At 48.8% G+C, this 25,334-nt stretch carries 25 protein-coding genes; 16 read left to right on the plus strand and 9 right to left on the minus strand.

Going from position 1 to position 25,334, the window contains the following annotated elements; genetic code table 11:
- From GCU39_RS30115 to hemQ, 6 genes are all read right to left on the minus strand, one after another.
- Window positions 1-1,332, minus strand: coding sequence for a DUF4129 domain-containing protein (locus GCU39_RS30115; RefSeq protein ID WP_152396839.1), 1,332 nt, complete (start codon window positions 1,330-1,332; stop codon window positions 1-3).
- Entirely contained in the window at window positions 1,325-2,443 is a 1,119-nt protein-coding gene (locus tag GCU39_RS30120) for a DUF58 domain-containing protein (RefSeq protein ID WP_152396840.1), read from the minus strand. Before GCU39_RS30120 ends, GCU39_RS30115 begins: the two co-directional genes overlap by 8 nt.
- A gap of 5 nt (window positions 2,444-2,448) precedes the next feature.
- Window positions 2,449-3,411, minus strand: a complete 963-nt coding sequence (locus tag GCU39_RS30125) for an AAA family ATPase (protein ID WP_152396841.1) — start codon at window positions 3,409-3,411, stop codon at window positions 2,449-2,451.
- 115 nt (window positions 3,412-3,526) lie between these two features.
- Window positions 3,527-4,327 carry a class I SAM-dependent methyltransferase gene (locus GCU39_RS30130; RefSeq protein WP_152396842.1) on the minus strand — a complete coding sequence of 267 codons (801 nt, stop codon included), beginning with the start codon at window positions 4,325-4,327 and terminating at the stop codon, window positions 3,527-3,529.
- A 139-nt stretch (window positions 4,328-4,466) separates the two neighbouring features.
- Entirely contained in the window at window positions 4,467-4,733 is a 267-nt protein-coding gene (locus tag GCU39_RS30135) for a CD3324 family protein (RefSeq protein ID WP_152396843.1), read from the minus strand.
- A 289-nt stretch (window positions 4,734-5,022) separates the two neighbouring features.
- Complete coding sequence (gene hemQ, locus GCU39_RS30140) at window positions 5,023-5,766, minus strand: hydrogen peroxide-dependent heme synthase (RefSeq protein ID WP_152397499.1); 744 nt, start codon at window positions 5,764-5,766, stop codon at window positions 5,023-5,025.
- A gap of 203 nt (window positions 5,767-5,969) precedes the next feature.
- On the opposite strand from hemQ, the gene GCU39_RS30145 reads away from it, so the two are divergent.
- The 5 genes from GCU39_RS30145 to GCU39_RS30165 all read left to right on the plus strand — a co-directional run bounded on the left by GCU39_RS30145 (window position 5,970) and on the right by GCU39_RS30165 (window position 10,067).
- Window positions 5,970-6,275: a YuiB family protein gene (locus GCU39_RS30145; RefSeq protein WP_152396844.1), complete on the plus strand. Its 306-nt coding sequence runs from the start codon at window positions 5,970-5,972 to the stop codon at window positions 6,273-6,275.
- A gap of 157 nt (window positions 6,276-6,432) precedes the next feature.
- Complete coding sequence (locus GCU39_RS30150; RefSeq protein ID WP_152396845.1) at window positions 6,433-8,094, plus strand: alpha/beta hydrolase family protein; 1,662 nt, start codon at window positions 6,433-6,435, stop codon at window positions 8,092-8,094.
- A gap of 2 nt (window positions 8,095-8,096) precedes the next feature.
- Window positions 8,097-8,921 (plus strand): hypothetical protein, encoded by an 825-nt coding sequence (locus GCU39_RS30155; protein ID WP_152396846.1) that lies wholly within the window; start codon window positions 8,097-8,099, stop codon window positions 8,919-8,921.
- Window positions 8,922-9,073: 152 nt separating this feature from the next.
- Window positions 9,074-9,451, plus strand: a complete 378-nt coding sequence (locus GCU39_RS30160; RefSeq protein WP_152396847.1) for a hypothetical protein — start codon at window positions 9,074-9,076, stop codon at window positions 9,449-9,451.
- On the plus strand, window positions 9,378-10,067 hold the full coding sequence (locus GCU39_RS30165) for a YidC/Oxa1 family membrane protein insertase (RefSeq protein ID WP_152396848.1): 690 nt from the start codon (window positions 9,378-9,380) through the stop codon (window positions 10,065-10,067). The genes GCU39_RS30160 and GCU39_RS30165 overlap by 74 nt, the downstream gene beginning before the upstream one ends.
- A gap of 64 nt (window positions 10,068-10,131) precedes the next feature.
- Here GCU39_RS30165 and GCU39_RS30170 read toward each other — a convergent pair whose 3' ends face one another.
- Entirely contained in the window at window positions 10,132-11,103 is a 972-nt protein-coding gene (locus GCU39_RS30170; protein WP_152396849.1) for an MraY family glycosyltransferase, read from the minus strand.
- A 194-nt stretch (window positions 11,104-11,297) separates the two neighbouring features.
- Between GCU39_RS30170 and GCU39_RS30175 the strand changes: the two genes are divergently transcribed.
- From GCU39_RS30175 to GCU39_RS30200, 6 genes are all read left to right on the plus strand, one after another.
- Window positions 11,298-12,833, plus strand: coding sequence for a DnaD domain protein (locus GCU39_RS30175; RefSeq protein ID WP_152397500.1), 1,536 nt, complete (start codon window positions 11,298-11,300; stop codon window positions 12,831-12,833).
- 23 nt (window positions 12,834-12,856) lie between these two features.
- Window positions 12,857-13,816 (plus strand): primosomal protein DnaI, encoded by a 960-nt coding sequence (gene dnaI / locus GCU39_RS30180; protein WP_152396850.1) that lies wholly within the window; start codon window positions 12,857-12,859, stop codon window positions 13,814-13,816.
- 282 nt (window positions 13,817-14,098) lie between these two features.
- Window positions 14,099-15,190, plus strand: a complete 1,092-nt coding sequence (locus GCU39_RS30185) for a sulfate ABC transporter substrate-binding protein (RefSeq protein ID WP_152396851.1) — start codon at window positions 14,099-14,101, stop codon at window positions 15,188-15,190.
- 2 nt (window positions 15,191-15,192) lie between these two features.
- A complete protein-coding gene (gene cysT, locus GCU39_RS30190; protein ID WP_152396852.1) occupies window positions 15,193-16,032 on the plus strand; it encodes a sulfate ABC transporter permease subunit CysT in 840 nt (279 codons plus the stop codon).
- Between the two features lie 14 nt (window positions 16,033-16,046).
- The gene (cysW, locus tag GCU39_RS30195) at window positions 16,047-16,934 is read left to right on the plus strand and encodes a sulfate ABC transporter permease subunit CysW (RefSeq protein ID WP_152396853.1); all 888 of its coding nucleotides are present in this window, start codon (window positions 16,047-16,049) and stop codon (window positions 16,932-16,934) included.
- Window positions 16,935-17,032: 98 nt separating this feature from the next.
- Window positions 17,033-17,227, plus strand: coding sequence for a YezD family protein (locus tag GCU39_RS30200; RefSeq protein WP_152396854.1), 195 nt, complete (start codon window positions 17,033-17,035; stop codon window positions 17,225-17,227).
- 86 nt (window positions 17,228-17,313) lie between these two features.
- Here GCU39_RS30200 and GCU39_RS30205 read toward each other — a convergent pair whose 3' ends face one another.
- Window positions 17,314-17,478, minus strand: a complete 165-nt coding sequence (locus tag GCU39_RS30205; RefSeq protein ID WP_152396855.1) for a YqzM family protein — start codon at window positions 17,476-17,478, stop codon at window positions 17,314-17,316.
- Window positions 17,479-17,696: 218 nt separating this feature from the next.
- Between GCU39_RS30205 and trxA the strand changes: the two genes are divergently transcribed.
- The 3 genes from trxA (at window position 17,697) to uvrC (ending at window position 21,411) form a co-directional block, all read left to right on the plus strand.
- Window positions 17,697-18,014 (plus strand): thioredoxin, encoded by a 318-nt coding sequence (gene trxA, locus GCU39_RS30210; protein ID WP_152396856.1) that lies wholly within the window; start codon window positions 17,697-17,699, stop codon window positions 18,012-18,014.
- Between the two features lie 134 nt (window positions 18,015-18,148).
- Window positions 18,149-19,483, plus strand: coding sequence for an outer membrane protein assembly factor BamB (locus GCU39_RS30215; protein WP_193726686.1), 1,335 nt, complete (start codon window positions 18,149-18,151; stop codon window positions 19,481-19,483).
- 86 nt (window positions 19,484-19,569) lie between these two features.
- Window positions 19,570-21,411, plus strand: a complete 1,842-nt coding sequence (uvrC, locus tag GCU39_RS30220; protein WP_152396858.1) for an excinuclease ABC subunit UvrC — start codon at window positions 19,570-19,572, stop codon at window positions 21,409-21,411.
- A gap of 1 nt (window position 21,412) precedes the next feature.
- On the opposite strand, the gene GCU39_RS30225 is transcribed toward uvrC, so the two are convergent.
- A complete protein-coding gene (locus GCU39_RS30225) occupies window positions 21,413-23,098 on the minus strand; it encodes a CPBP family glutamic-type intramembrane protease (protein WP_193726687.1) in 1,686 nt (561 codons plus the stop codon).
- A gap of 105 nt (window positions 23,099-23,203) precedes the next feature.
- Between GCU39_RS30225 and GCU39_RS30230 the strand changes: the two genes are divergently transcribed.
- The gene (locus GCU39_RS30230; protein WP_227793378.1) at window positions 23,204-24,628 is read left to right on the plus strand and encodes a TrkH family potassium uptake protein; all 1,425 of its coding nucleotides are present in this window, start codon (window positions 23,204-23,206) and stop codon (window positions 24,626-24,628) included.
- A 17-nt stretch (window positions 24,629-24,645) separates the two neighbouring features.
- Complete coding sequence (locus GCU39_RS30235; RefSeq protein ID WP_152396860.1) at window positions 24,646-25,323, plus strand: potassium channel family protein; 678 nt, start codon at window positions 24,646-24,648, stop codon at window positions 25,321-25,323.
- The last annotated feature ends 11 nt before the right edge of the window (window positions 25,324-25,334 follow it).

Genomic DNA, 25,334 nt, shown 5'->3' on the forward strand with positions numbered 1-25,334 from the left:
TTAGGAAGAAGAAGGGGGATCGAACTTCTTACGCAATCGCTCGACCGTCTCATCAGGGATATCCTGATCGCTATATCTTGACGCATTGTAGGCATCGGCTAAATCCGTGAAGTCGCTGGAGGAATCGTGCTGTTCCCATTCCTTGACCTTCATAAGTATTTCAGCAGGCGTTGCGCTCTCCTGTACAATGAAGCCCTTACGCATCGCTCGTTTCATTTTGAACCGGTACCAGTAGCGGACGCGATCTCGGTTATTCGTTAATTCGGCATATGCCGCTTCTTTTTGTCCGAACCGTGCCAAGATCTTCTCCCATGGCTGGGTGACGCGCTGGCGCAGCTTGTCCCACTCGAAGAGATTGGTTCGCTCATCGGAGTAGCTGGCTGCAGGGGTGTACTCTTGTTTTTGTGCGAAGAATCGTAATAGCGCCGCCCAGAACTTCGGGAAGAGTTTCTTGATCAGATACCTCAGTCCAATCCATAACAAGATGACCACCGCGATGATCATCGCACTCCAGAACAAGATTATTACGATCTGCTCCAACGCTTTCATGAAAGCGCTAGGTTCGCCAGGCTCGAGTCCCTCCATCGGCATCTGTGGCGTTACTGTGGGCTCTGCTCGCGGAGGCTCAACTTCAGTAGTCCGATTGTTGAACAACCAGGCCATAACCTGGCGGAACCATCCCATGAGGATATCCATCAGATTGCCGAAGATCATCGCTGCGAAGAGCAGTGTGATGCCGATTAGCGCGAATACATACTTCAGATTTTGACGGAGGATGCCAGCCGGCAGCTTCGTCGTCGTATCACGGGTCATATTCGCACGATGCAGAATATTCTGATTCATCATCATGAGCGTTGTAACGATCATCCATACCCCGCCGATGAAGAGTGGCAACTGGTATGCTTTCATTTCAGGCAAAAAATTCGTAAGCGCATAGATGACAAAATATACTGCAAGCGCACCCCAATACCAAGTGACCGAACCCCACATCGGCACTCCTCTTGAAGCCATGCGTACACCACGTGCAAATAAGGAGAAGCTGATCAATGGCGGAATGAAATGGGTTAGGGTTATCTGCCCTGTGATCACGACAACCGTCATGGTTAGGAAGAGCCCGCCAGTCAGCCATAAGGTATCCCGCTGCCAACGAATCCATGATTTGGCCTGCTGACCGCCCCAGTGACAGACAGGGTAGACAAGACTGAGCAAGATCGTGTGCGATGGCGACTCCGGAATGAGATAAATATGGAGCAGCAGGACGATCGGAAGCACCATGGCATATTCGGTCAAGCTGCGTATGATTCCGATGGGACGAAGGTAACGGCTAAGCATAGATCGTGTCCTCCTCTCCTGCATAACCCGATGTACTTGTACGCTGAAGCTCGACAACTTCAATCCCATTCCCCCGCAAGCGTATGCGAGATAACAACGGCTCCATATCGGTGAGCGGAATGGCCGATAGGATAATGAAATCCGTGCCTGACGCATCCTCCCAGTTCTCCATAAAGGTACGGAAGGATGCAGATAGCTCAAGTTCAAGCTTCGCCATATGCTCGAATAGATCGGTGAGATGATGCGTGCCCGCTGCGGGAGGGAGGACGACGGGCTGCCCTTTTGCGAGCGATTTCATCGTTCCATTGCAGGCGAAGCCTGTCTCAATGCCTTGCGGGATGGTCGTGTTAGCGATCGAAGCGGCATAAGATATCGCTTGTTCGATGATTTCCGGATGTGTGACTTTGGACCACATGCCCTTCGTTGTCTCGAAGTTCACGAGCATCATCAATTTACGGTCAGCGGTAAAATCGAGCTGATGCACTTGAAGCTGGTTCGTGCGTGCGGTCGCTTTCCAATGCACATTCTTCAGTGGATCGCCTGGTTGATAAGCTCGTACCCCGGATTTCCAGAACGGATCTTCAAGAATCCAGCGTCGCACCGTCATATCGCCTATCCAGCTCTTATTGGAGAACGGAATATCCTGCAATGGCACGATCTCCGGATAGACGATCAATTCCAGATCGAGAGGGATGGTGCGCACGGCATCGAACATGCCGAATAGATCACCAGCGGTCATCGTCGCACTGTTCAATCGGAAGACGCCGCGACGTGTGCACGTAATCTGATGCCTACGTACAATTTGCGTATAGGATTTCAAAGTGAACAAGCTTCGATGGTTCTGAAGCAGTTCTCCGGAATTGATCTCCAAGTTCGTCTGATTCCCAAAATGGAGCGAGCTGGGGAGCATCGATTCGAGACGCACCCACGGGAGCGGCAGCAGCTTATCATTGCGAATCGTCTCTGTCATCTCCACTTGATCTTTAACAAATAGGTGGTGCTTCGTAAATGTTCTAGTATAGCCTAGCTTGGATAATGCACGCAGCTTGAAGAGAAGGGCTTGCAGCCCGAGAATGATCACAGCAAATAATATGAACCAATGCAGCGGCATCGCGATTACCCCTTCATCAGCGGCTCGGAAGGTACAGGAACTTGATTCAGAATATGTCCCAGTACGTTCTCGGCTTGCTGGTCTCGAAGCTGCGAGGCATTCCGGAATAGCAGGCGATGCGCAAGGACAGGGATAGCCATCGCTTTCACATCATCGGGTGATACGAATTCTCGGCCGCGAATAACGGCATACGCTTGAACAGCGCGCAGTAGAGCTTGGCTCGCACGAGGGCTGGCACCGAGTGCAATATCTGGATGTTTGCGTGTCTGCTCCACGATTCGCAGTAGGTATTCCAGCATATCGTCGCTTATATGCACTTTGGTATAATCCGCTCGCGCTTGCATGATGTCGGCTTTGGAGGCGACAGGTTCCAGCTGTTCGAGCGGCTGCTGTTCCCGGAAACGGGACAATACGAGCAGTCCTTCCTCGAAGGTCGGGTAGCCCAGCTTCAGCTTCAGCATGAATCGATCGAGCTGCGCTTCGGGGAGCGGGAACGTCCCATAGTTATCTAGTGGATTCTGTGTTGCGAGCACGATAAAAGGTTCTTCCAGCAGCATTGTCTCACCGTCGATACTAACTTGGCGCTCCTCCATGCATTCGAGCAGACTGGATTGAGTTCTCGGTGTCGCCCGATTGATCTCGTCCGCGAGCAGCAGGTTTGTGAATAGGGGTCCCGAGCGGAATTGGAACTCGCTTGTCTTTTGATTATAAATATTCATGCCGCTTAGATCGGTAGGGAGTAAATCGGGCGTAAACTGAATGCGTTTGCAATTTCCATCGATGGATCGTGCGAGCGCCTTGGCGAGCAGGGTTTTGCCGGTGCCAGGCACGTCTTCGAGAAGCACATGTCCGCCTGTAAAAAGAGCGACGAAAATACGGTCGATCGTCTCTTCCTTGCCGACAATGACTTTCTGTACATTGTGCTTGATCTCTTGGGCTAGGTTATAGATTCGCTTTAATTCATTCACAGTAGAACACCTCGTTTCGATAGATGGGCTGGAACAATGATTCTTTGTTCTTCGACAAGGAGGGGGTGAATCCCTCTTGGTGCCTGTTCGAAAAGGAGTTCATGGGCGATGTATTTTATAACTTGCCCGCTTGAATGGTCAGCCATTGAGGGAGAGCTGCGAGGGGATTGTACTCCCAGTTGCATAATTGATGGAGCTCCCTCTCTGTCATCGTATCACCTTCATTCTGAGAGTCGTCTACCCAGAATAAACCGTCTTCCGCATACATTTCCTCTACCTGTCTGACATACAATCCGGATCTGATCATCGCATTCATGAGATCTTGGATTCGCCACTTGTACCGAGGTATTTCGCCGAAAGGACCGGTGAGATGATAGGGATGTACGATATGGATTTCTTTTCTCGCTTGAATCCCGAAAGGCCGCAAAAAGGGGTGAATATCGAACATCATATATATGCCTCTACGATCGAGTATGCGGTGTACATGATCATACATGGACTGTAAATTATTGATCCACACATGAACACCATTGGAGGTGTATACGAAATCATAGGCATTGTTGTGTAGTTTGTTAAGCTCCATGGTATCATCCCAGATGAATTCAATATCCCAGCCGTGTCGGTGAGCGATATTCGAGGCATGCTCTAACTGTCTCTCTGAGATATCGCATGAAGTTACGATGGCCCCCATCAGATGAAAGGCAAATACAGCATGGTTATCTCCGCTAGAAGGGACACAGATCCGTTTCCCTTCTAAACTTGGGAAGGCTTCTCGGATCATCGCATACGTCGTCTTATGAAAGGCGGATTCCGGTTCGGTGATGAGCTTCGCAATACGATCAGGCGACCGATATTTGGCAAAGTCTGTGTCTGACCATCGGTTCCAAGCTTCTTGAACATCTTTGATCTTGTTCATGTCTATACCTCATTTCTTAGTAACGGGATTAACCAAGAATAACAAGGAGAGAAGAACATACATACATCAAGAATTATTTTAAAAATTTTCATACCAAAAAGTCACGCTGGACAAAATGCCAACGTGACTCAATTAGGCTTTATTTGTTGGAATAAATGATTCTCCGGATACTATCATAGGAAAGGCTATATCGATCGGAGAGCTCATCGATTGAGGTCCCGTTAGCGTATTGAAGACGAATTTCTTCATTTCGGAGACGCAGATAGGTTCGGCTCCCTGAATTCTCTCCCCATTTCGTACGAGTTCCATTAGGCTTTGGAATGTAGACCAACCCACCTTGGACATATTTCTGAATTTCAATTAACAACTCTTCAGGAAATACAAGATCTGCTTTGACATATTTCATGGATACTCTACTCCTTAAAATGAATGATTTAAGGAAGCAAAGTCTATACGCCATGCACGAAAAAAGACGGTAGGGTAATACTCGCTCTATGCAAACAACCGCCGTTGTTTATGGTGTAGACTTTGCATAGAGCAAAATGAGATCGAGATACACGCTGGAGTCCTCCTTTCACTGCGTATCTATTTTATATAAATTATTGCATAACTTGATTCGTGTGTCATTGGTTCGAACAACATCGGAAACACCAAAAAACACCCCCGCCATTGGCAAGGGTGTTCCTTCTAACCACTTATAGTGCAAGCATCGCTTGGAATTTGTCCGCGTCGAGCAGGTTGCCCACGTAGAAGGAGCCAAATTCGCCGAAGCGCGCGCTCACTTCATCAAACCGCATTTCATAGACAAGCTTCTTGAACTGAAGCGCATCGTCGGAGAAGAGCGTTACGCCCCATTCCCAATCGTCCAGGCCAACGGAGCCGCAGATGATCTGTTTGACTTTGCCTGCATATTGGCGGCCGATCATGCCGTGGCTGCGCATCATGCCTTTGCGCTCGTCCATCGACAACATGTACCAGTTGTCCGCTAGATCACGTTTCTTGTTCATCGGGTAGAAGCAGATATGCTTGCTCTTCGGAAGCGTCGGCTTCAGTCTCGCCATCACCTCAGGACTCGCATACGGATCTCCACCGCCAGCCAAGTAGTTGCTAAGCTCTACGACGCTGACATAAGAGTAGACAGGAATCGTGAATTGCGCGAAAGATGTTTTGTTAAATGCGTTCTCAAGTTCATTCAATTCTTCGAGCGTCTCACGTAAATGCATGAAGACGAAGTCAGCCTTCTGTCCCACGATGGAGTAGACTGCCGTACTGCCTTGCTTGTAAGCTTCCACCGTCGCCCATTGCTGCAAAAATGTATGTAGCTCGTCCAGCGCTGCTGCACGTTCTGCTTCTGTTGCGCGTTTCCAGCTGTGCCAATCGACGGCTCTGAAATCATGCAATGAATACCAACCTTCTAAAGTAAGAGCTGCTTCGCTCATCATAATCACTCCTTCATCAATTTACCACCTACTTCCTTCATTGTACCCGAAAAGAGCCGCGCAGAACAAATGGAGAAGGTGTGACAATCCTCACATAAAACGTCACGGAAAGTTCGTTGCTTCCACCACATTTTTCTAGTACACTACAAGAAAAGACGCAAGGCACAAGCTGCAGGTTGTACATATAGGAGGTCGTTCAAGGCATGGATGGTGTGGTAGGTTCTATCATTCCGATCATTTTGTTCGTATTGTTTTTTGTCATGATGTTTGGGATCGGGTTTATTTTAAATATGCTAATGAAAACAACATGGTTCCCCGCGTATTTGTTCGTGATTGTCATTGTACCTGCGGTGATCATTTCCTATTGGAAGAAGGATCTATCGTTCTTTGGCAATATTGAAGCGTATAGTCTTGTCGATTTGCTCACAGCATGTGCAGGACTGGTCGGTGCGATCATCAGCGGTACCACGATTCGTATGCTTCGTCGCAGCGGATTCAAGATGTTCTAATGGAAGGGCAATACACATATTTATGTGTGTTGCCTTTTTTACGTCCATGGAATTGGGGAAGATTGACAACGATGAAAGTCCAACGGTATACTTTATTTAGATATTTGTCTAACAATTAAATTCTATATTATTTGTTTGGAGAGGAGTTCGGAATCATATGAAAAAAATGATCAGTGTGTTAACGATCGCAGGCTTGCTCTCAAGCGGTGCACAAGCTGTATTCGCAGAAGGGGCAAGCACGTCATCACCGGGGGGAGCGACAGCGGGGAATGGCATTGAACTTCGGCAAGCGGCCGAGTGGGTTGGTGCTTCTGTGAAATGGGACGCAGCGAAGCGGGCAGCCGTCGTGAAGTACGGAACGATCGAATGGGTGATTCAAGCAGGGCAGAGTCAATCGCTATTGAATGGTCAATCTTATGCACTGCAATCCGCAGCCATGACGAATGCAGCGCATCATCTGCAAGTCTCGATCGATGACGTGAATAAGGTATTGCAAGTCCAACTGTCAGTAGGCGAACAGGGGGAGATCGTGATCGATCAAGCGGATTTGAAGAGCCGAGCGACGCATCTATTGAAGCAGATCATCACGGGGCAATTCGATGATGTGCATGCATCGATGAGTGAAGGGCTGCAGGCGGCACTTCCTGTACCTGCACTGCAGATGCTGCAGCAGCAGCTTCTTGCGATGTACGGCAAACTAGTTAACGTTCAACAGGTCACGTTGACGACAAACGCCGTGCACCAAAACGTGCGCGTGACGTATGAAGGTCCGCAGGGCGCACCGGTAGCCGTTGATGTGCGATTTGATCTGAAGGGCAAGTTAGATGATTTCTTCTTCCCACCGTCGCTTGTTAATAATTATCAAGCGCCTTCTTATGATCACCCAGACCGTTACAAGGTTGAGGAAGTGAAGATCGGGGAAGGCAACACAGCGCTGCCAGGTACCTTAACCATACCGCAAGGGAATGGACCTTTTCCGGTTGTGGTTCTTGTTCACGGCTCCGGGATGAATGACCGGGACGAATCCATTGGCGGCAGTAAGTTCTTCCGTGATGTAGCGGTAGGTCTCGCGAATGAAGGTGTGGCGGTACTCCGCTATGACAAACGGACCTACGAGCATCTGTTCAAATCGCAATCGCCGTCGTTTACGGTGAAGGAAGAGACCAATGATGATGCCATTGCGGCGGTACAATTGCTGTCGCAGGATAAGCGATTCGATCCGAAGCAGATCTATGTGCTCGGGCATAGTCAAGGCGCGATGCTCGTACCGCGCATCATTGCGCAGGATACAAAGCAACAGATCGCTGGGGCAATGGTCTTCGCGGGACCTTCCAAGCCACTTGAAGATATATTGCTCTGGCAGTACCAGCAAGCGTTGGAACGTGCGAAGAAGGGCGGAGCTCCGAAAGAAGTGTTAGCGCAGGTTGAGGCGCAGCTCCATGTATGGGAGCAGAGCATGGCGCTGCTGAAGGATCCGAAATACTCCGTGACGAATTTGCCGAAGGCGTTCCCGGCTGGCCAAGCGGCATGGTGGTTCGATCTTCGGAACTATCGCGGCCAAGAGGTTGCGAAGTCGCAGAACGTGCCGTTGTTCATTGCCCAAGGGGATAATGACATACAGGTAGAGCCATCGAACCTAGACGGTTGGAAGTCCAGTCTTACTTCACGAACAAACGTGACGTATAAGCTGTATCCGAAGCTTAACCATGTGTTCGTCTCTTACGACAAGCCTTCAACAGGCCAAGAATATCTTCTTCCTGGGAATACGCCGCAAGAAGTAATCACCGATATTGCGAAATGGATGAAGGGTTCGAAATAAGAATGAAGAAGCTCATTGTAGTGATGATGGCGCTCATGCTGGGTATAGTAGGCTCGCCTCCAGCCTCTGCGGCAGGTGTGAAAGTTACGGATCGGCTGTCCGAAGCTAAACTCACCTTTGCTTATGCAGACTCGACAGGCACGCGATTACTTGGGTTCGATCAAGCGCATCCGAAGCAATACACACAGGCGATTGCTGCCCCTGGAAGAAGTCATCCCATTCAATATGGGAAGCACCAGAAGCTCTCTGAGAAGAGTAACGGGCGCAATAATATGTACAATTTCGATAACGATGAAGGTGAGATTTACAAGGTATTGAAAGGCAAAGTATCGCAAGACGAGGCCGTTGTGCTGGCGACGAAGGATGCTTTTCAAGGCCATACGTTTCTCGCTTATCGTTCGGTGAAGATCAAAGGCTTGGATAAGAAGACGGTGCAAGCGATCGAGAAGACGAAGAAGCGGAAGGTGCTGAAGCATTGGCAAATCGGCGAAGTGCCTTCGGAAGTGCAAGTGGGCATCATACAATTCGAGAACGTGAAGGGGAAGAAGCCGCTTGCGAGCTTCGTGCTCGTGACGAAGAATGGCGTGGTCTTCCAGGATTTCGAAGGGAACGATGATCCTGATCAATATTCGGTATGGCGCGTCGATGACGGCGGAGAAATGGACCCCTCCTTATTCCGAATCATGTTCTTAACTCGCTCTGCCTCGGGTTATGCCGTCGGATACGAGTGGTATGGTTCCGAGAGCAATGGATTATATGTATTGCAGCAGAAAGGGAAGAACCTGCTCGAGGTCGAGCATTCGTCTCGTTATATCGCCCCTCTGTGAAGCGATAGCGTTGATCAAGCGAGAGGTCCGTAGTTCCTAGGAACAGCGGGCCTTTCGCCATGTGATGGAAAAATGAGACGGTTTCCCGTCAGCATACGTAGTATGGTATAGTTGTAATAGATATCTATCGGACATGTGGGGGAGGTGAGACAATGGAAATATCGGTAGATTATGGCATGCTGCTATGGTCGATGATCGCGGTCGCCGCGGTATTGGTTGGTTACTTCTACCTGCAGTCGCCGGTCGGTGTTCCGATTCGCACGGCAGTGATCGCGTCGCTGCAACCGCATAGGGACGACGAACCGTCATATGCGCAGAGCATGGTGCTGCGATTAGGATGCATACGCCGCAAAATACCAAGCCGCAAGCCAAGAAAGAAGCCAACCGATGATGAAGCGCAATCCGCTGTAGGTGTACAACGTAGAACCGAACGAACACCTATAGGAGGAATCATCAATGATCTCATGGCTATCGCCTATCGTATCCGTATTCAACACATTGCTCACCGAACTCTTTCAACTTACGCATGATTGGGGCCTTGCGATTATCGTATTGACCTTGATCGTGAGATTCCTGCTAACGGGATTGAATCTGATGAATTATCGGCAAATGGTACGCCAGAAGGCCGTGCAGCCTATTCTTCAGCAAGTCCGTGAGAAATATAAAGACAAGCAGGAGCGTATGATCGAAGAGACGCTTCGTATTAATAAAGAACATGGCATTAAGCCGTTCAATATGTTATTGATTAGCTTCGCGCAAATTCCGATCTTTATGAGCCTGTTCGGCTTGTTCCGGACGCATGGCGGCGAGATGAGCTCGACGATTGTATCTTGGGTGGATACGTTGTCCCAAGCCGACCCGCTGCATGTACTGCCGATCCTGAGCACATTGCTGACACTGGTCGCTGCACTGATCCCTATTACGATGGAGCTCACGATTCTGCAGGCGGCCAAGAAGCAAGCGGGCCTGTCCATCGTGATGAATTTGTTCTATCTCTTCGTGCTATGGCGGTCTCCGATCGCAATCGGTTTATATTATACGTCGAGCGCCGTATTCGCCTTGATGGAGAAGCTCGTGTATCGTACGAGATGGGGGCAGAAGCTGCTCTACCGTGGTATGCAAATCCCTGTGGAGACAGCGGCCTAGCGCCTCGCATATGAATAAAATCCCCCATTCCTTGGCGATCGGCCATCGAATGGGGGATTTGTTTTTAGGTCTGTATTAACAATAAGATAATTGAAGATAATCCGAAGCATGTACCAATGAGACATAGGAACATGACCACTTGCTTGTGACTTAGACCGGAACGAAGCAGTCGGTAATGCGCTTGGCTGGCGTCGGCCTGATATATCGGCTTGCCTTGAATCATACGCTTCAATACGACGAAGATATTATCGAAGATCGGTACGCCGAGCGCAAGAATCGGAATGAAGAGCGATAAGATTGTCGCCTGCTTGAACGCGCCATCTAACGCGATTACGCCTAGGATGAACCCGATGAAGGTTGCGCCAGCGTCGCCCATGAATATTTTCGCCGGCGGCTTGTTGTATCGTAGATAGGCCACCGTCACACCAATCAAGATGATCGCCATCATCGCGGAGTTGGTCTGACCTTTCGTGAGCGCTACGATAAATAGAGTTACCGCGGAGATCGTTGCTAAGCCGCCTGCAAGACCATCCATCCCGTCGGAGAAGTTAATCACCGTCGTAACGCCGAAGATCCATAGAATCGTTAGTATAAATTGCAGCCACACAGGCAGCAGCACATATTCATTACTTAAGGGGTTATAGAACCCTGTAAAAGCGTTGCCCGAAAAAAAGACGAGCGCGGCTGCAGAGAGCTGAATAACCATTTTGGGTAATGCCGGGAAATCTTTCCCTTTCGTCTTATACCAATCATCAATGGTCCCGATCGTAAGTAAGAGAACACCGCCGATGAAGAGCGCCCCTGTCTCCCAATTGAATTCTCGAGTGACGAGCAAGTATGTAACGAAAAATCCGATGAAAATCGCGTAACTGGCTGTCAGTGGAATGGGCTCACGATGGATCTTGCGCTCCGTGTCTTTCCGAGGCTTGTCCACAAAGTCGATGCGGAATGCCATTTTGCCAAGTGGCGGAATGAGTACATACACAATAAGAAACGAAATGATAAATGAGAGCGCGTATAACAAAACGATCACCATCCATTAGTTTGTTGTCCAATACGTATTATACGCAATATGGATATCTCTGTCGAATTTCGGATAGAGGAAACTGTCGAGAAATTGATAATCTTCATGGTAGAGTTCACCAGGAACAGACTTGGCTCTTATTTTATGATAGAATAAAAGGATGCATGAAGAACGGATTTTTTGGACAAATGGGGTGTATGAGAAGGGTGCGTATTTCAAATCTATTGCAGTTTACCGAACATCATCGGTATTGTACGTTCAGGGACTTCTCGCTTAGCGGGATGGATTCGAAAATGCTCTCTTATATTTATCAGCCGATGGTTGGCGGGCTTGCCATTAGCTTCTATCATTTTCTCTATCAACATATTTCGAGTGATCGTGTCGGATATTCGCGTATTGAGCAGCAGCGCCGGCTTTTCCTTACCTTAGGCATCGACCCGAGTGAGAAGGGGCGTAAGCAGCTGATCGAGATTGCATCGAAGCTGGAAGCGGTAGGGTTACTGCATTCGTCGCGGATCTACATACCCGAACAGGATGATAGTATCTATGAATATGAGCTGTATGCGCCGTTGTCGCCGAATGAATTTTTCAAGACCCAGCACCTCACGCTGCTATTACGGGATAAGGTTGGGAAGTTCACGGTCCTATCGCTGCGCGAAGAATTCTGTACAGAAGAGCCCGCTGAGATCATTCACAAGGCGGTTCACAAAGAGGATCTGTCGATCCCCTTCTACGAGCTGTTCCAATTGAACACGCATGTCATTGATTATGAGCTGGAGCAGGCCCTATCCGAAGTGGCGCCATCAAGGCATCCAGGGTATCAAGCAGCGAGCGCAGAAGAGATGCTGAACTATGCGGATATTATTTCTCGGTTCCCGCGTATCTCGAAGAATCGCGCATTCGTCGAGCGGCTTCGATACGAGCATGAGCAAATGGGCATGATTAATTACATCGTTCGCAAATATCAGTTAAGTCTGCAAGATATCTGCGGACTTCTCGATGAAGAAGGCGTATTTTCGGATCAAGGCGAAATTCTGCTCGATGAGCTACAGCATCGTGCAAACTTGCAGTTCCGACAAGGAAAGAAACGAAGCGAGACGAGTGATCGCTATGCGAAGAAGGTCATCGCGCTTCGTGATTCAGTAGATAACGATCATGAGGACCAGGCACGCGAGGAATACCCTGTGGAGATGGAATTCTATCTGGACGTGCCGCCGCAATTCCAAGGCAAATGCGATATCCATCAATATAATATGATGCTGCGCAATGAACCTTATACGATGATGCTGAAGAAGTTTTTCCCAGGCTCCGTGCCAGATAATATGATGGACATGTTCGAGAAAATCGATTTGAACTATAAATTGCCGGAAGAGGTCATCAATGTCTTAATCCACTATCTGATGTCGCTGCTCGTATCGGGCACGGATCAACGCCTGAATCGGAATTTCGTGGATTCCATTGCATCGACGATGCTCATGAAGCAGATTACCAGCTATGAACAAGCGGTTCAGCATATCCGTGACCAGAGTCAATTCAAGCAGCGGCTCGAACAAGAGCGTGTGAGCAAGGCCGGCGCATCGGGTTCGCGTGGACGCAGCGGATCAGGGTACACAAGAGGTGGTACTGCTAAGCAGAAGCCAAGCATACCGATTATTCAAGATGTGCCGCAAGGCATGGCCGTCACGCCGGAAGAATTAGAAGAGATGCGCAAAGTCGCGCGGAAACTGGATGGCAAATCCTAAGACGAGAGGAGATGTAAAGTGTCATGGAATCACTCGGAGATCTACTAAAACGAATTCCAAGTCAAGATATGTGGCAGAGGGTGGAACAGAAGAAGGCTGAGCTGATCGCGAATCCGCTCATTGTGAAGCTGCGCGCCAAATACCCGGAGATGACGGATCAGGTCATTCAGCAGAACATGAATCGTTTGTACCAATATGTGACCGAGTACAACAATTGCTCGAACTGCCCAGGGCTCGATCAATGTCCGAATGATATGCAAGGGCACTATTCCAAAATCTCCTGCGATACCGTCAACGGATTGACCCAAGTCTATGATAGCAAAGTATCTTGCAAGAAATTCCTTGGACAACAGCGGCAAGATCAAATTCGAGATCGGATTCGTAGCTTCTACGTGGATGACCGAGCGTTGAAAGAAGGCTATTCAGCAGATGAAATCCTCGTCAAGGACTTGGAGCGGGCTTCCGCTGCGAACCAAGTGTTGACTTATATTTTGCGGACGAAGGAAGAGGGGCTTCAGACGAATGGTCTGTACTTGGTCGGTAAATTCGGAACAGGGAAGACTTTCTTGATGTGTTACTTGCTGTACGAGCTTGCGAAGGAAGGATTCACCGGTGCGATCGTCTATATGCCCGAATTCGTCGAGGATTTGAAATCGATGATGCTGGACGGGGCCAAATTGAAGGAGACGATGGAGGCCTTGAAGGAGACGGATATTCTGATCTTCGATGATGTAGGTGCGGAGAACATGAATCCTTGGGCGCGTGACCATGTGCTTGGCTCGATTCTGAACTATCGCATGAACCGCAAGCCGACATTCTATACCTCAAATTATGAGCTCGACGCACTCGAGAAGCACTTCAGCTTCACGAGCAAAGATGGCGAAGAAGCTTATAAAGGACAACGGCTTATGGACCGCATACGTCCGTTCGTCGATGTCATCGTGGTCAATGGCGAGAACAAACGGGGACGCCAGAAGAACTAATCGATAGATGGCAAGCCAGCCGGATTCCTACTCGGAATCTGCTGGCTTTTTTTGTTATTTCCATTTAAAAATAAAGATTGACATTTATCTGGGCAGTTGGTATATTACGATTAAACCGAGTAATTAAATAGGAATTATAAGTTTTCGACCGGACAGCCGGAGGAGACGAAGCGATTCGAAAAGGGATTGTAGCACCTTACAACCTTTATTTGCTCATCGCATTCGTTTCTTCCCGCTGTCCTTTTTTATTTTGCAATCTGCATATTGAGAGGGGAAAACCGTATGAAGAAGAGAGTAACCACCATCGTCGTCTTATTATTGTTAGCCGTGACTGCGGCTGCGTGCGGATCCAAAACGGCCGAAGCACCGAAGACGGAACCAGCCAAAGAAACAACAAGCCAGACAACGACAGAAGCGAAAAAGGAGCCGAGCAAAGAACCGGTCGAGCTGCTCAATGTCTCTTATGACCCGACACGTGAATTATATGCAGCTTATAACAAAGTATTCAGTGACTATTGGCAGAAAAAAACGGGTCAGACCGTAACGATTAAGCAATCGCATGGCGGTTCAGGGAAGCAGAGTCTCTCGGTCGTGAATGGGCTCAAGGCGGATGTGGTGACCCTCGCACTCGGTTATGATGTGGATGCGATTCAGAAGGCGGGCCTTATTCAAGAGGGGTGGCAGAAGAAATTCGAAGATAACAGTGCGCCATATACTTCAACGATTGTCTTCTTGGTGCGAAAAGGAAATCCCAAAGGTATTCATGATTGGAGCGATCTCGTTAAAGACGGCGTAGGCGTCATTACACCGAACCCGAAAACGTCCGGCGGCGCACGATGGAACTACCTTGCAGCATGGGGCTACGCGCTCGAACAGAACAGCGGCGATGAGAATAAAGCGAAAGAGTTCGTCTCGAAATTGTTCAAAAATGTACCGGTATTAGATTCAGGCGCACGGGGCTCGACGACGACTTTCGTGGAACGCGGCATCGGTGATGTACTGTTAGCTTGGGAGAACGAAGCCTTACTCTCAACGAACGAACTCGGAAAAGATAAGTTCGAAATCGTCTATCCATCTTTAAGCATTTTGGCTGAACCGCCAGTGGCTGTTGTCGATAAAGTCGTGGATGAGCGCGGCACGCGCGAAGTCGCGGAGGAATATCTGAAGTATCTCTACACCCCGGAAGCGCAAGACCTCGTTGCGAAGAATTTCTATCGTCCTATTCTGAAGGATGTAGCTGACAAGTATAAAGATCAATTCCCATCCCTCAAACTGCTTACGATCGATAAAGATTTCGGCGGCTGGACCGCGGCGCAAGAGAAGCATTTCGCTGATGGTGGATTGTTCGATCAAATTTATGCAGCGGGTAAATAACGATGACGCACATCAAGTCCAAACGTGTAAAAGTGCTGCCGGGATTCGGACTTACCCTTGGCTACGCCATCTTCTATTTAAGCATTATTGTCCTGATTCCGCTGGCGAGCCTGTTCGTCGAGACGGCGGGTGCGAGTTGGGATAAAATCTGGCAGACGATATCCGATCCACGTGTTATATCTTCCTACCGGGTTACATTTTTATCTGCCTTCTATGCGGCGGTCATTAATGTTATTTTCGGTCTCTTGCTTGCTTGGGTTCTCGTCCGATACAAGTTCCCAGGCAAAAAGCTGATCGATGGCATTATTGATCTTCCATTTGCCCTGCCGACGGCGGTAGCGGGGATCGCATTGACTGCGATCTATGCCGAGAATGGGATCATGGGGAAGCTGTTCGCACCGCTCGGGATCAAAATCGCTTATACTCAAATCGGGATTACGATTGCGCTTATATTTATCGGGCTCCCCTTCGTCGTAAGGACGGTTCAACCCGTCCTTCAGGAGCTGGACCGCGAGATTGAGGAAGCGGCGGTGACGCTTGGCGCTTATCGCTGGAGGACCTTCCGGAGCGTCATCTTGCCGGAGCTAACGCCTGCCTTGTGGACGGGATTCGCGCTAGCCTTCGCCAGAGCCATCGGCGAATATGGCTCCGTGGTTTTCATCGCCGGCAATATGCCGTTCAAGACGGAAATCACGCCGCTCCTGATTATGACGAAGCTGGAGCAATTCGATTATGTAGGCGCGACGGCCATTGCACTCGTGATGCTGCTCAGCTCATTTGTCATGCTACTAGTGATTAACTTCTTGCAATGGCGCAGTCAACATCGAGCTATTGCAGAATAGAGGAGGGGTGAAGTGTGGCAGGAACAGTTGCGATGAACAGCGCATCGGGTAACTCAGAAGTGAGGCCTAGGCATGCGACGGAGTCGCTGCCTTTTCGATGGCTGTGGATTACAATTGCTTTATTATTCATCGGGTTAGTGCTCATCTTGCCGTTAGTGACCGTCATCTATGAAGGGTTGAAGAAAGGCGTGGAGTTGTATCTAACGGCATTGATCGAACCCGATGCGATAGCGGCACTGCAATTAACGCTACTCGTTGCACTTATCGCAGTGCCGCTGAATACCCTATTTGGCATAGCGGCCGCGTGGGCGATCACGAAGTTCCAATTCCGCGGCAAGAATATATTGCTCACGCTGATCGATTTGCCTTTTGCCGTGTCGCCCGTGATCTCAGGGCTTGTGTTCGTATTACTATTCGGAGCAAGGGGGTGGTTCGGTCCATTCCTGGAAGCGAATCATCTGCAGATCGTCTATGCCGTTCCGGGAATTATCCTCGCGACGACCTTCGTAACATTCCCCTTCGTCGCGCGCGAGCTGATTCCGCTCATGCAAGCGCAAGGCAAGCAGGAGGAAGAAGCGGCCGCAAGTCTTGGGGCACGAGGATGGCATATCTTCTGGCATGTGACGATGCCGAATATCAAATGGGGACTGCTCTACGGCATCATTCTCTGCAACGCGCGAGCGATCGGCGAATTTGGTGCCGTCTCCGTCGTATCGGGACATATCCGCGGAGAGACGAACACGCTACCGCTTCATATCGAAATTCTGTATAACGAATATCAATTCTCCGCTGCGTTTGCCGTTGCTTCACTGCTCGTGGTCTTAGCGCTCGTGACGTTAGTCGCGAAGAGCCTGATTGAACGAAGGCAGCGGCATCTCGCTTCTCGCAATATGACCAATTGACGAGTCGCGAGCAAGGTGATATGATAATAATTACCAATTCATAGTAAATAGGTCGGAATGAAATGAATTTTCTTTCTTGGTGAATAAGGAGGATGAGTATGGGGAGAGCGTTGGAAATCGATGAGCGTTGGCGTGATCAGATTGTTGCGTTATTGAATGGCATGGAGTTTGGTTCCGTGCTGATTACAGTTCATGATGGCAAGATTGTGCAGATGGAGCGCACGGAGCGCAAGCGGTTTGAGCTGAATTATTCTCCCCCTCCGACTTCTTCTGAACGATTAACTTCGAATTAATCCGTAAATAATAAAAAAAGTCTGAACCCCATTGTCAGTGCAGACGGGTGGTTCAGACTTTATTCGTTTCTTGAATAAGGCTTGTATTAGCTTGCTAAGAACTTGATGATCACCATACCGAAGAATACAACAAACATGAATAAGAACATGAATGTAAATCCATTGAAGACGTCGGAGAAGTCGTTGCGGATCTCTTCATTTACATGTAGTGTTGGATCGTTCGTCGATAACTTGATGGTATCTTCCATCATGATCTGCCCCCTGACAATCGGTTCCGTCATTGCAATGATAAGCATCACAAATCACGAATCCAAATATTACTATTAGTATAACGAAAGAATCGTTTATTTGTAAAGTCGCCTAAAGTGACAAACTTTAGTCATATTTCACAAAATGAAGTTGGTTGTGGTATACTTTCAATTGATGAGTATCTAAAAAAAATTGGTTCTATATAAAGGAGGACATTGTCATGGCAATTGTAAACGTAACCGATCAATCATTCACAACTGAGGTCGAAGGTCAAGGCGTCGTTCTAGTTGATTTCTGGGCACCTTGGTGTGGTCCTTGTAAACGTCTTGCTCCAGAATTGGAAGCACTTGATGCAGAAATCGGCGATTCCCTCAAAATCGCAAAAGTGAACGTGGATGAGAACCCTGAGACGGCTTCCCGTTTCGGTGTAATGAGCATCCCAACGCTAATCGTATTCAAAGACGGTCAACCGGTGGATAAAGTGGTTGGTCTGAATTCGAAAGATGCGCTGAAAAGCATGGTTGGCAAACACCAATAAGATGCATGAAAGAGAAGCCTTTCCCGTGAGAACGGGAGGGCTTTTTTTGTTGTCTGGTAAGATTTTGAAACATTTTGGGCTGTCATCCGTCTATATCTATGATTAACATGATATGGAAAGAGGAGTGCAGAAATTTGCTACATACGAAATGGAAACAGGTATTGGTTGGCGGAATCGCGTTAACGTTGTGGGCCGGAACATTCGGCACGGCGCTAGCCGCAGGAACGGCGGGTCAGGTGGAGAAGCCCGTCATCTCGGAGAACGTGATGCAGAATAGTAGAGTCATGGGACAAGTGTCGGAGCTAAAGCCGGCATGGACATTTGCGGTCGATCGCAATGAAAATAGGCAGGCGATTACGACGGCGCAAGCGGTAGGGAATCAAGTATTCGCATTGAAGGATAAGAAGTTGGTGTCGATCGATGTAACGACGGGGAAGAAGCAGTGGACATATGGACAGAACCTGACTTCGACCATTAAAGTGAACCAAGGCGTTGTCTATGGCGTCTCTCAAGCAGGCCAAGTCTATGCCGTGAGCGCGGGCCAAGGCAAGACTAAATGGACGGCGAAATATACGGAAGTCGTGAACGTGATTCCGCAAGGGGATCGTGTCTACGTACTGCATCATGAGCGTAAAATCGATGCGTTGTCAGCTTCAACGGGGAAACTGTTATGGAGCACGGAGGAACCGGGTGCCATTTATGCCTTGGATGTGATGGAGGCGGACGGTGTTCTGTTAGCGACATTCACCGTCCAAGGCGCGCTGACCACCGTTCAATTGGATGCGTTCGACCTAAAGACGGGCAAGAAGAAATGGGGCCAATCTCGGCAGGATATGCCGATCCTCTTGAAGAACGGCATGGCTTTTTCGAAGACCGATGAGTTAAATATGGACGATGCGGTGGCGGATCGCGAGCTTACGATTCTAGGTTTGGATCTGCAGACGGGTAAAGCTCGCGAGACGAGAACCTATAGCTATAAGATGGCTGGACAGCCGCCGTATAGCCCTGGAAACGGTCGTATTTTGCTGGATGGCAACAATCTCTATATGGCCCAAGGGCAGCGGATTGCACAGTATGATTTCTCTTCGGAAGCTGGCGCGAGCAAACCGGTTAAGACATGGGCCGTCATGTACCCAGACGTGAGCTTCTTAGGCGCGATGCACCAAGGGAAGTTCTTGTTCCAAGATCGCAATACGCAAGAAATCAAAGGCATTAAGATGTCGGGCGGCCAAGAGATGGCTTGGACCGGTGACAATCCTGCGGCCCAAGTGGAGATTTACGGTAGCGTGATGTACCGTGCGCAGACCGATGGCGTCCTGTATGGGCTGGATGTCGATACGACGAAGGCACTGTTCAAGGTTCGCACGAATGCCCATTTCTACGGGCCGACCTTGAAGGCAGGCCGGACGGTCATCATTCAAGCGGAAGACCGGCTCATCGGTGTACGATTGCCAGCATCTGTGAAGTGAAATCTGTGATCCCGCATAGGCATGAAGCAACAGGTTTGATATAATGGATATCGAACTTATGTTTTCATATTGGGAGTTGAATACAGATGACGGAGCATCCGGATGATTACGAGAAAGCAATGGAGAATATACGCAACAAATTAGCACTTCTTCCGGACCAACCGGGATGTTATCTGATGAAGAACAGTGAAGGCACGATTATCTATGTCGGTAAGGCGAAGGTGCTTAAGAATCGTGTTCGATCCTATTTCACGGGTAGTCATGACGGCAAGACGCAGCGCCTGGTCGCGGATATCCGCGATTTCGAATATATCGTGACGGCGAGCAACATGGAGGCACTCATTCTGGAGTGCAACCTGATTAAGACGCATTATCCAAGATACAACGTTCTCTTGAAAGACGATAAGACTTATCCATATATCAAAATTACAAATGATACGCATCCGCGACTGGAAGTCACACGCCGTGTCCTTAAGGATAAAGCAAAATACTTTGGTCCTTATCCGAATGCCTTCGCGGCACAGCAGACGAAGAAGCTGCTCGATCGAATGTATCCCTTGCGCAAATGCGTGAACATTCCGAACCAAGCCTGCCTGTATTATCATATCGGCCAATGTCTTGGCCCTTGTGTGGAGGAAGTGACCGCAGCTCAGAATGAGGGGATGATCCAAGAGATTACGCGGTTTCTGAATGGCGGTCATGAAGAGATTAAGCGGGATTTGCAGCAGCGTATGGGTGAGGCGGCGGAAGCGCTGGAATTCGAGCGGGCGAAGGAGCTTCGCGATCAGATCCTAAGCATCGATGCATTAATGGAGAAGCAGAACATTACGACTGCCGATAACATGGACCGAGATGTCTTCGGTTATGCCGTCGACAAGGGCTGGATGTCCGTGCAGATTCTCTATATGCGCCAAGGCAAAATGATACAGCGGAACTCTTCGACGTTCCCTTACTATGGAACGGCATACGATGACTTCATGTCCTTCGTCAGTCAATATTATAGCGAGAACAGTGCTTTACCGCGTGAAATCTATTTGCCGGATGACGATGCTGCCGATCAAGCTGCTGAAGTGTCTGCAGAAAACGGTGCAGATGCATTAGAGGGCTGGCTCAAAGTGAAGGTGAACATTCCGAAGCGCGGATCGAAGAAGAAGCTCGTCGAGATGGCGATGCAGAACGCGAAGATCGCGCTCGATGAGAAGTTCAAATTGATCGAACGGGATGAGGAACGCAGCGTAAAGGCAGCGCAGAATCTTGGCGAATGGATCGGCCTTGACAGCCTGCATCGGATTGAAGCCTTCGATAACTCGAACATTCAAGGAACGGACCCGGTATCCGCGATGGTCGTGTTCATCGACGGGAAGCCTGCGCGGAAGGAATACCGCAAGTACAAGATTAAGACGGTCGTCGGCCCTGATGATTACGGTACGATGCGTGAGGTGATTCGCCGTCGTTATGAGCGGGTGCTCAAAGAGAACTTACCGATGCCTGATCTCGTCGTCGTCGATGGCGGACGGGGACAAATCTCCGCGGCCGTGGATGTGCTTGAGAATGAACTGGGTCTATTTATTCCGGTATGCGGCCTTGTGAAGGACGAGAAACACCGGACGGCGCAGCTGATGGTAGGTGATCCGGCAGAGGTGGTTCCGCTCAAGCGGGATAGCCAAGAATTCTATCTTTTGCAACGGATTCAGGATGAGGTCCATCGCTTCGCGATTACATTCCACCGGGAGCAACGGGGCAAGTCGATGATTACATCGAAATTGGATTCGATTCCGGGGATTGGCGAGAAGCGCCGAAAGGCCTTGCTGAAGCATTTTGGTTCCCTGAAAAAAATCAAAGAGGCCTCCATCGAAGATTTCAGGCCTCTGTCGATTGGCGAGAAGCTCGCCTCACAAATTATACAAGCGCTTCAGGAGGAGTCGTAATTTACGACTCCTTTTCTTGTGGCTGAATAGGTTCCTCAGGCTCTTGAGGATCATGCGGATACCTCATGCGGTAGAACCAGCGAATGACCCATGCGACGATGGCCGGTAAGATCATGTAGCCAAGTCCGATCAACGTGTAAGCCGCTCCATTCTTCATTAAGATGACGCTCATCCCCATGCCAATACTGTCGAAGATGACGTGAGCGAAGACCGCTGTAATGAATCCATACCGGAAGAAGATCCAAGAGAAGCCGAGGCCTAAGAAAATAAGCTCAATGGGACGCGAATACGTTGGATAGATCGGATATAACGTATGACCGAACGCCCAGATTAACGTGGAGATTAAGCATGCAATAAACGTGTTGCGAACAATTTTCTTCAACATGACAATGCCGAACAATCGGTAAGTCGCTTCCTCGCCGATTCCTGCAACCCAAGCCATAAGTGGGAAGAGCAGCGGATAGATCATGTTGTAGGTCGATTGGGTTGCATCGGTTGTCGACCATGTGCCGATCGTCAAGGATAGGACGATATAGATAATCACCTGCAATCCCAGAAGGATAAAGGCTGTAATATAGCCGACCCCCATGCTTCTAAATACATAATCGCCGTAGCCTGGTTCCCGGAAACGTGGCCAAGGATTCAATCCGCGTTCCCGCCAGAGTCCATCGCCGCCGACGAAAGAGAAGTAGGTTGCAATCCCCATTAGCACGGTGACAATACATTGAAAAATGGCTGAAGCGATGAGCAGCGTCTCATCGATGGGCATATCGCCAGACATGGCTCGCATGGCCGGCATGATATTGAAGAATGAGAAGATACTAAGGCCGGTATAGAGCATTGTAAGGAAGATACCGCGTTTGAATGACGTGTGGCGGCGTTTCAGAATACTGTAGATGACGGCTAAGACAGCAAGGACGAAGGTAAGCAGATAGTAACCGAGACCTGTCATCCAGTTGGCATTTCGCTGTTGCTGCTGCACGTAGAGCATGTGCGATTCCGGTACAGAGAACGCTGGCGTCACGGATGAAATCTCATCTTGAATGAACTGGACCGTGATCAGTAATCTGGCGTCGCCGATTTTACGAGTTGTATCTTCCAGAATAATGTTTTTGTGATTCGGATAATTCTGCTCTGAAGTCGTCTTGTTCACCGTTAGCATATTGATGTCATAGCCGGTTTGCGCTAAATGCTGTTTCGCTGCATCGATTAATTCATCGGTTGTACGAAGAGACGGCGTATCCTCTGGTGTGAACATTTTCCATGAGACGATGTCGCCAGATTGCATGTTTACATAGACGTAATAGGCTTTGCTCGGGACACCACGTTCCGGCAGCTCAACTCGATAATATTCATAAGGATATTTTTGGATGAACGATTTGTGATATTTATCTAATAGCTTGTTGGCAACAAGATAACCATAAAGGTTAGAATTGGTCGCGTATGATACATTACGATTCGTTACATCCGGTGTTGCTTGCGGCCAGTTTTTCTTCACGAATGCAAGCGCTTTGTCTGTCGCAGCTTCTTTGGAGATGGCGGCCTGCTCAGGCGCATCACTTGCTTGCGGCGAGAAGAACGCGGGCAGTACTTGCAGGAGTAAGAAGATGATGAGTCCGATGCTTCCTGCTGTCAGTAGTATTTTACGGTTGAATTGTAGTCGAAGGCGGTTGCCAAGATGATTCATTACATTCCTCCTAAACGTTTCAAAATGGATGATGTGTGCCGAAATTTGAGATCCACAGGATGATATTAGTAAAAATATCATAGTTCATTGGTATCGTACCAGCGTATGATCGAAACTGCCCTAAAAACATTGTATGACAAAACGATGGAGATCAAGTATACTTGCTTTGGTATTTTAGTGAAGGGAAGGGTAATTTTGAAGAAAAGATTTTTTAGGCTAACGCCTCCGCGTATCTTATCCCTTGGGTTCGCCTGCATTATCCTGTTGGGCGCTCTCCTGTTAATGCTCCCGATATCCAATAAAGATGGTGCGGAGCTGGATTTCATCGACGCCTTGTTCACGGCAACCTCAGCCACATGTGTTACGGGATTAGTCGTTGTGGATACGGGCACCCACTTCACCGTCTTTGGGCAGATTGTTCTTATGTGTCTCATCCAAATCGGCGGGTTAGGCTTCATGACGATGGCTACGTTATTCGCCCTTGTACTCAAGAAGAGAATCTCTTTATCTGAGCGATTAATTCTTCAAGAAGCGATGAACCAATCGAGTATGGAAGGCATTGTGCGATTAATTCGGCGGGTTCTTCTCTACTCGATCACGATTGAAGCTGTAGCAGCGGCGTTGTTCACAATCCGATGGTCCTTCGATATGCCGTTTACCCGTGCCCTCTACTTCGGGATATTCCATGCGGTATCCTTTTTCAACAATGCAGGGTTTGACCTATTCGGTCACTTCACAAGTTTAACGGCCTATGTTAGCGACCCACTTGTGAATATTGTCGCCATGCTCCTTATTATCTTCGGTGGGATCGGATTTATTGTCATGGCGGATGTGGTGGATTATAGAAATCGGAGAAAATTCTCTTTACATACGAAAGTTGTGTTATCCATGACCAGCTTCTTGATTGTGTTCGGGGCGATTGTTATTTTTGTCTTTGAATTTACGAATAATAAGACACTCGCTTCGCTGGATTGGCCCGGTAAAATACTCGCCTCCTTCTTCCAGTCCGTATCTCCGCGTACAGCGGGAGCGAACACCATTGATATCGGAAGCATGCGTCAAGCATCACAGTTCTTTACCATTATATTGATGTTTATCGGGGCCTCTCCCGGCTCGACCGGTGGCGGGATCAAGACGACGACCTTTACGATTCTGCTCGGGGCTGTCATATCCATGATTCGCGGTAAAGAAGATGTCGTTATGTTCCGTTATCGTCTTGCGAAGGAACGCATCTTCAAAGCATTAACGATCACCTTCCTTGCACTCATGCTGGTTGTAGTGGTCTCGATGCTGCTCTCGACGACGGAGGATCACAACTTCTTGATGATCCTGTTCGAGACGACGTCGGCTTTTGGTACCGTCGGATTAACGATGGGTCTAACTGCGCAATTGACGGTATTCGGTAAAATTATGATTAGCTTGATGATGTTCATCGGAAGGCTCGGACCATTGACTTTAGCTTATGCGATTGGACCGAAGACCGAAAAAGAGTTGTATCGTCATCCGGAAGGTAAAATGATTATTGGATAGGAGATCGAAAGAAAGACATGAAAACAGAACAATTTGCAGTGGTCGGATTAGGACGGTTTGGTTCAAGTCTTGCGAAGGAATTGATCGAACTTGGACATGAAGTGTTAGGGATTGATAAGGATGAAGAGGTTGTTGATGCGATGAATGGCAAGCTGACACATGCCGTCGTCGCGGATGCGACCGATGTGGACACCTTGCGCTCGCTGGGCGTTCGCAACTTCGATTGCGGCGTCGTCGCCATTGGGGATGATATTCAGACGAGCATACTGGCCACGATTCAGCTGAAGGAGCTAGGTGTGAAGAAAGTTGTCGCCAAAGCGATTACGGAGCTGCATGGCCGCGTATTGGAGCGGATCGGTGTAGACCGTGTGATATTCCCTGAGCGTGATATGGGGATTCGGGTGGCGCATCAGCTGGTGTCGCCGAATCTGCTCGACTATATTGAACTGTCCAAAGATTATTCGATTGCGGAGTTGACCGTTCCTAGCTGTCTTGACGGTGTCTCGCTCAAGGAGCTTAGCCCGCGATCGCGATTCGGCTGCAGCATTGTTGCGATCAACAAGAAGGAAGGGGTTATCGTTGTTCCGACAGCGGAACAAGTGCTCTCGGAGAAAGATATTATGGTCATTATCGGAACCAATGAGCAAATTGATGCCTTCGAAGAGCGGATGACCGACGGCGAAGTGTTGTCGTAATACAGCAGTGA

The sequence above is a fragment of the Paenibacillus guangzhouensis genome (assembly GCF_009363075.1).
GTDB classification, from domain to species: Bacteria; Bacillota; Bacilli; order Paenibacillales; family Paenibacillaceae; genus Paenibacillus_K; species Paenibacillus_K guangzhouensis.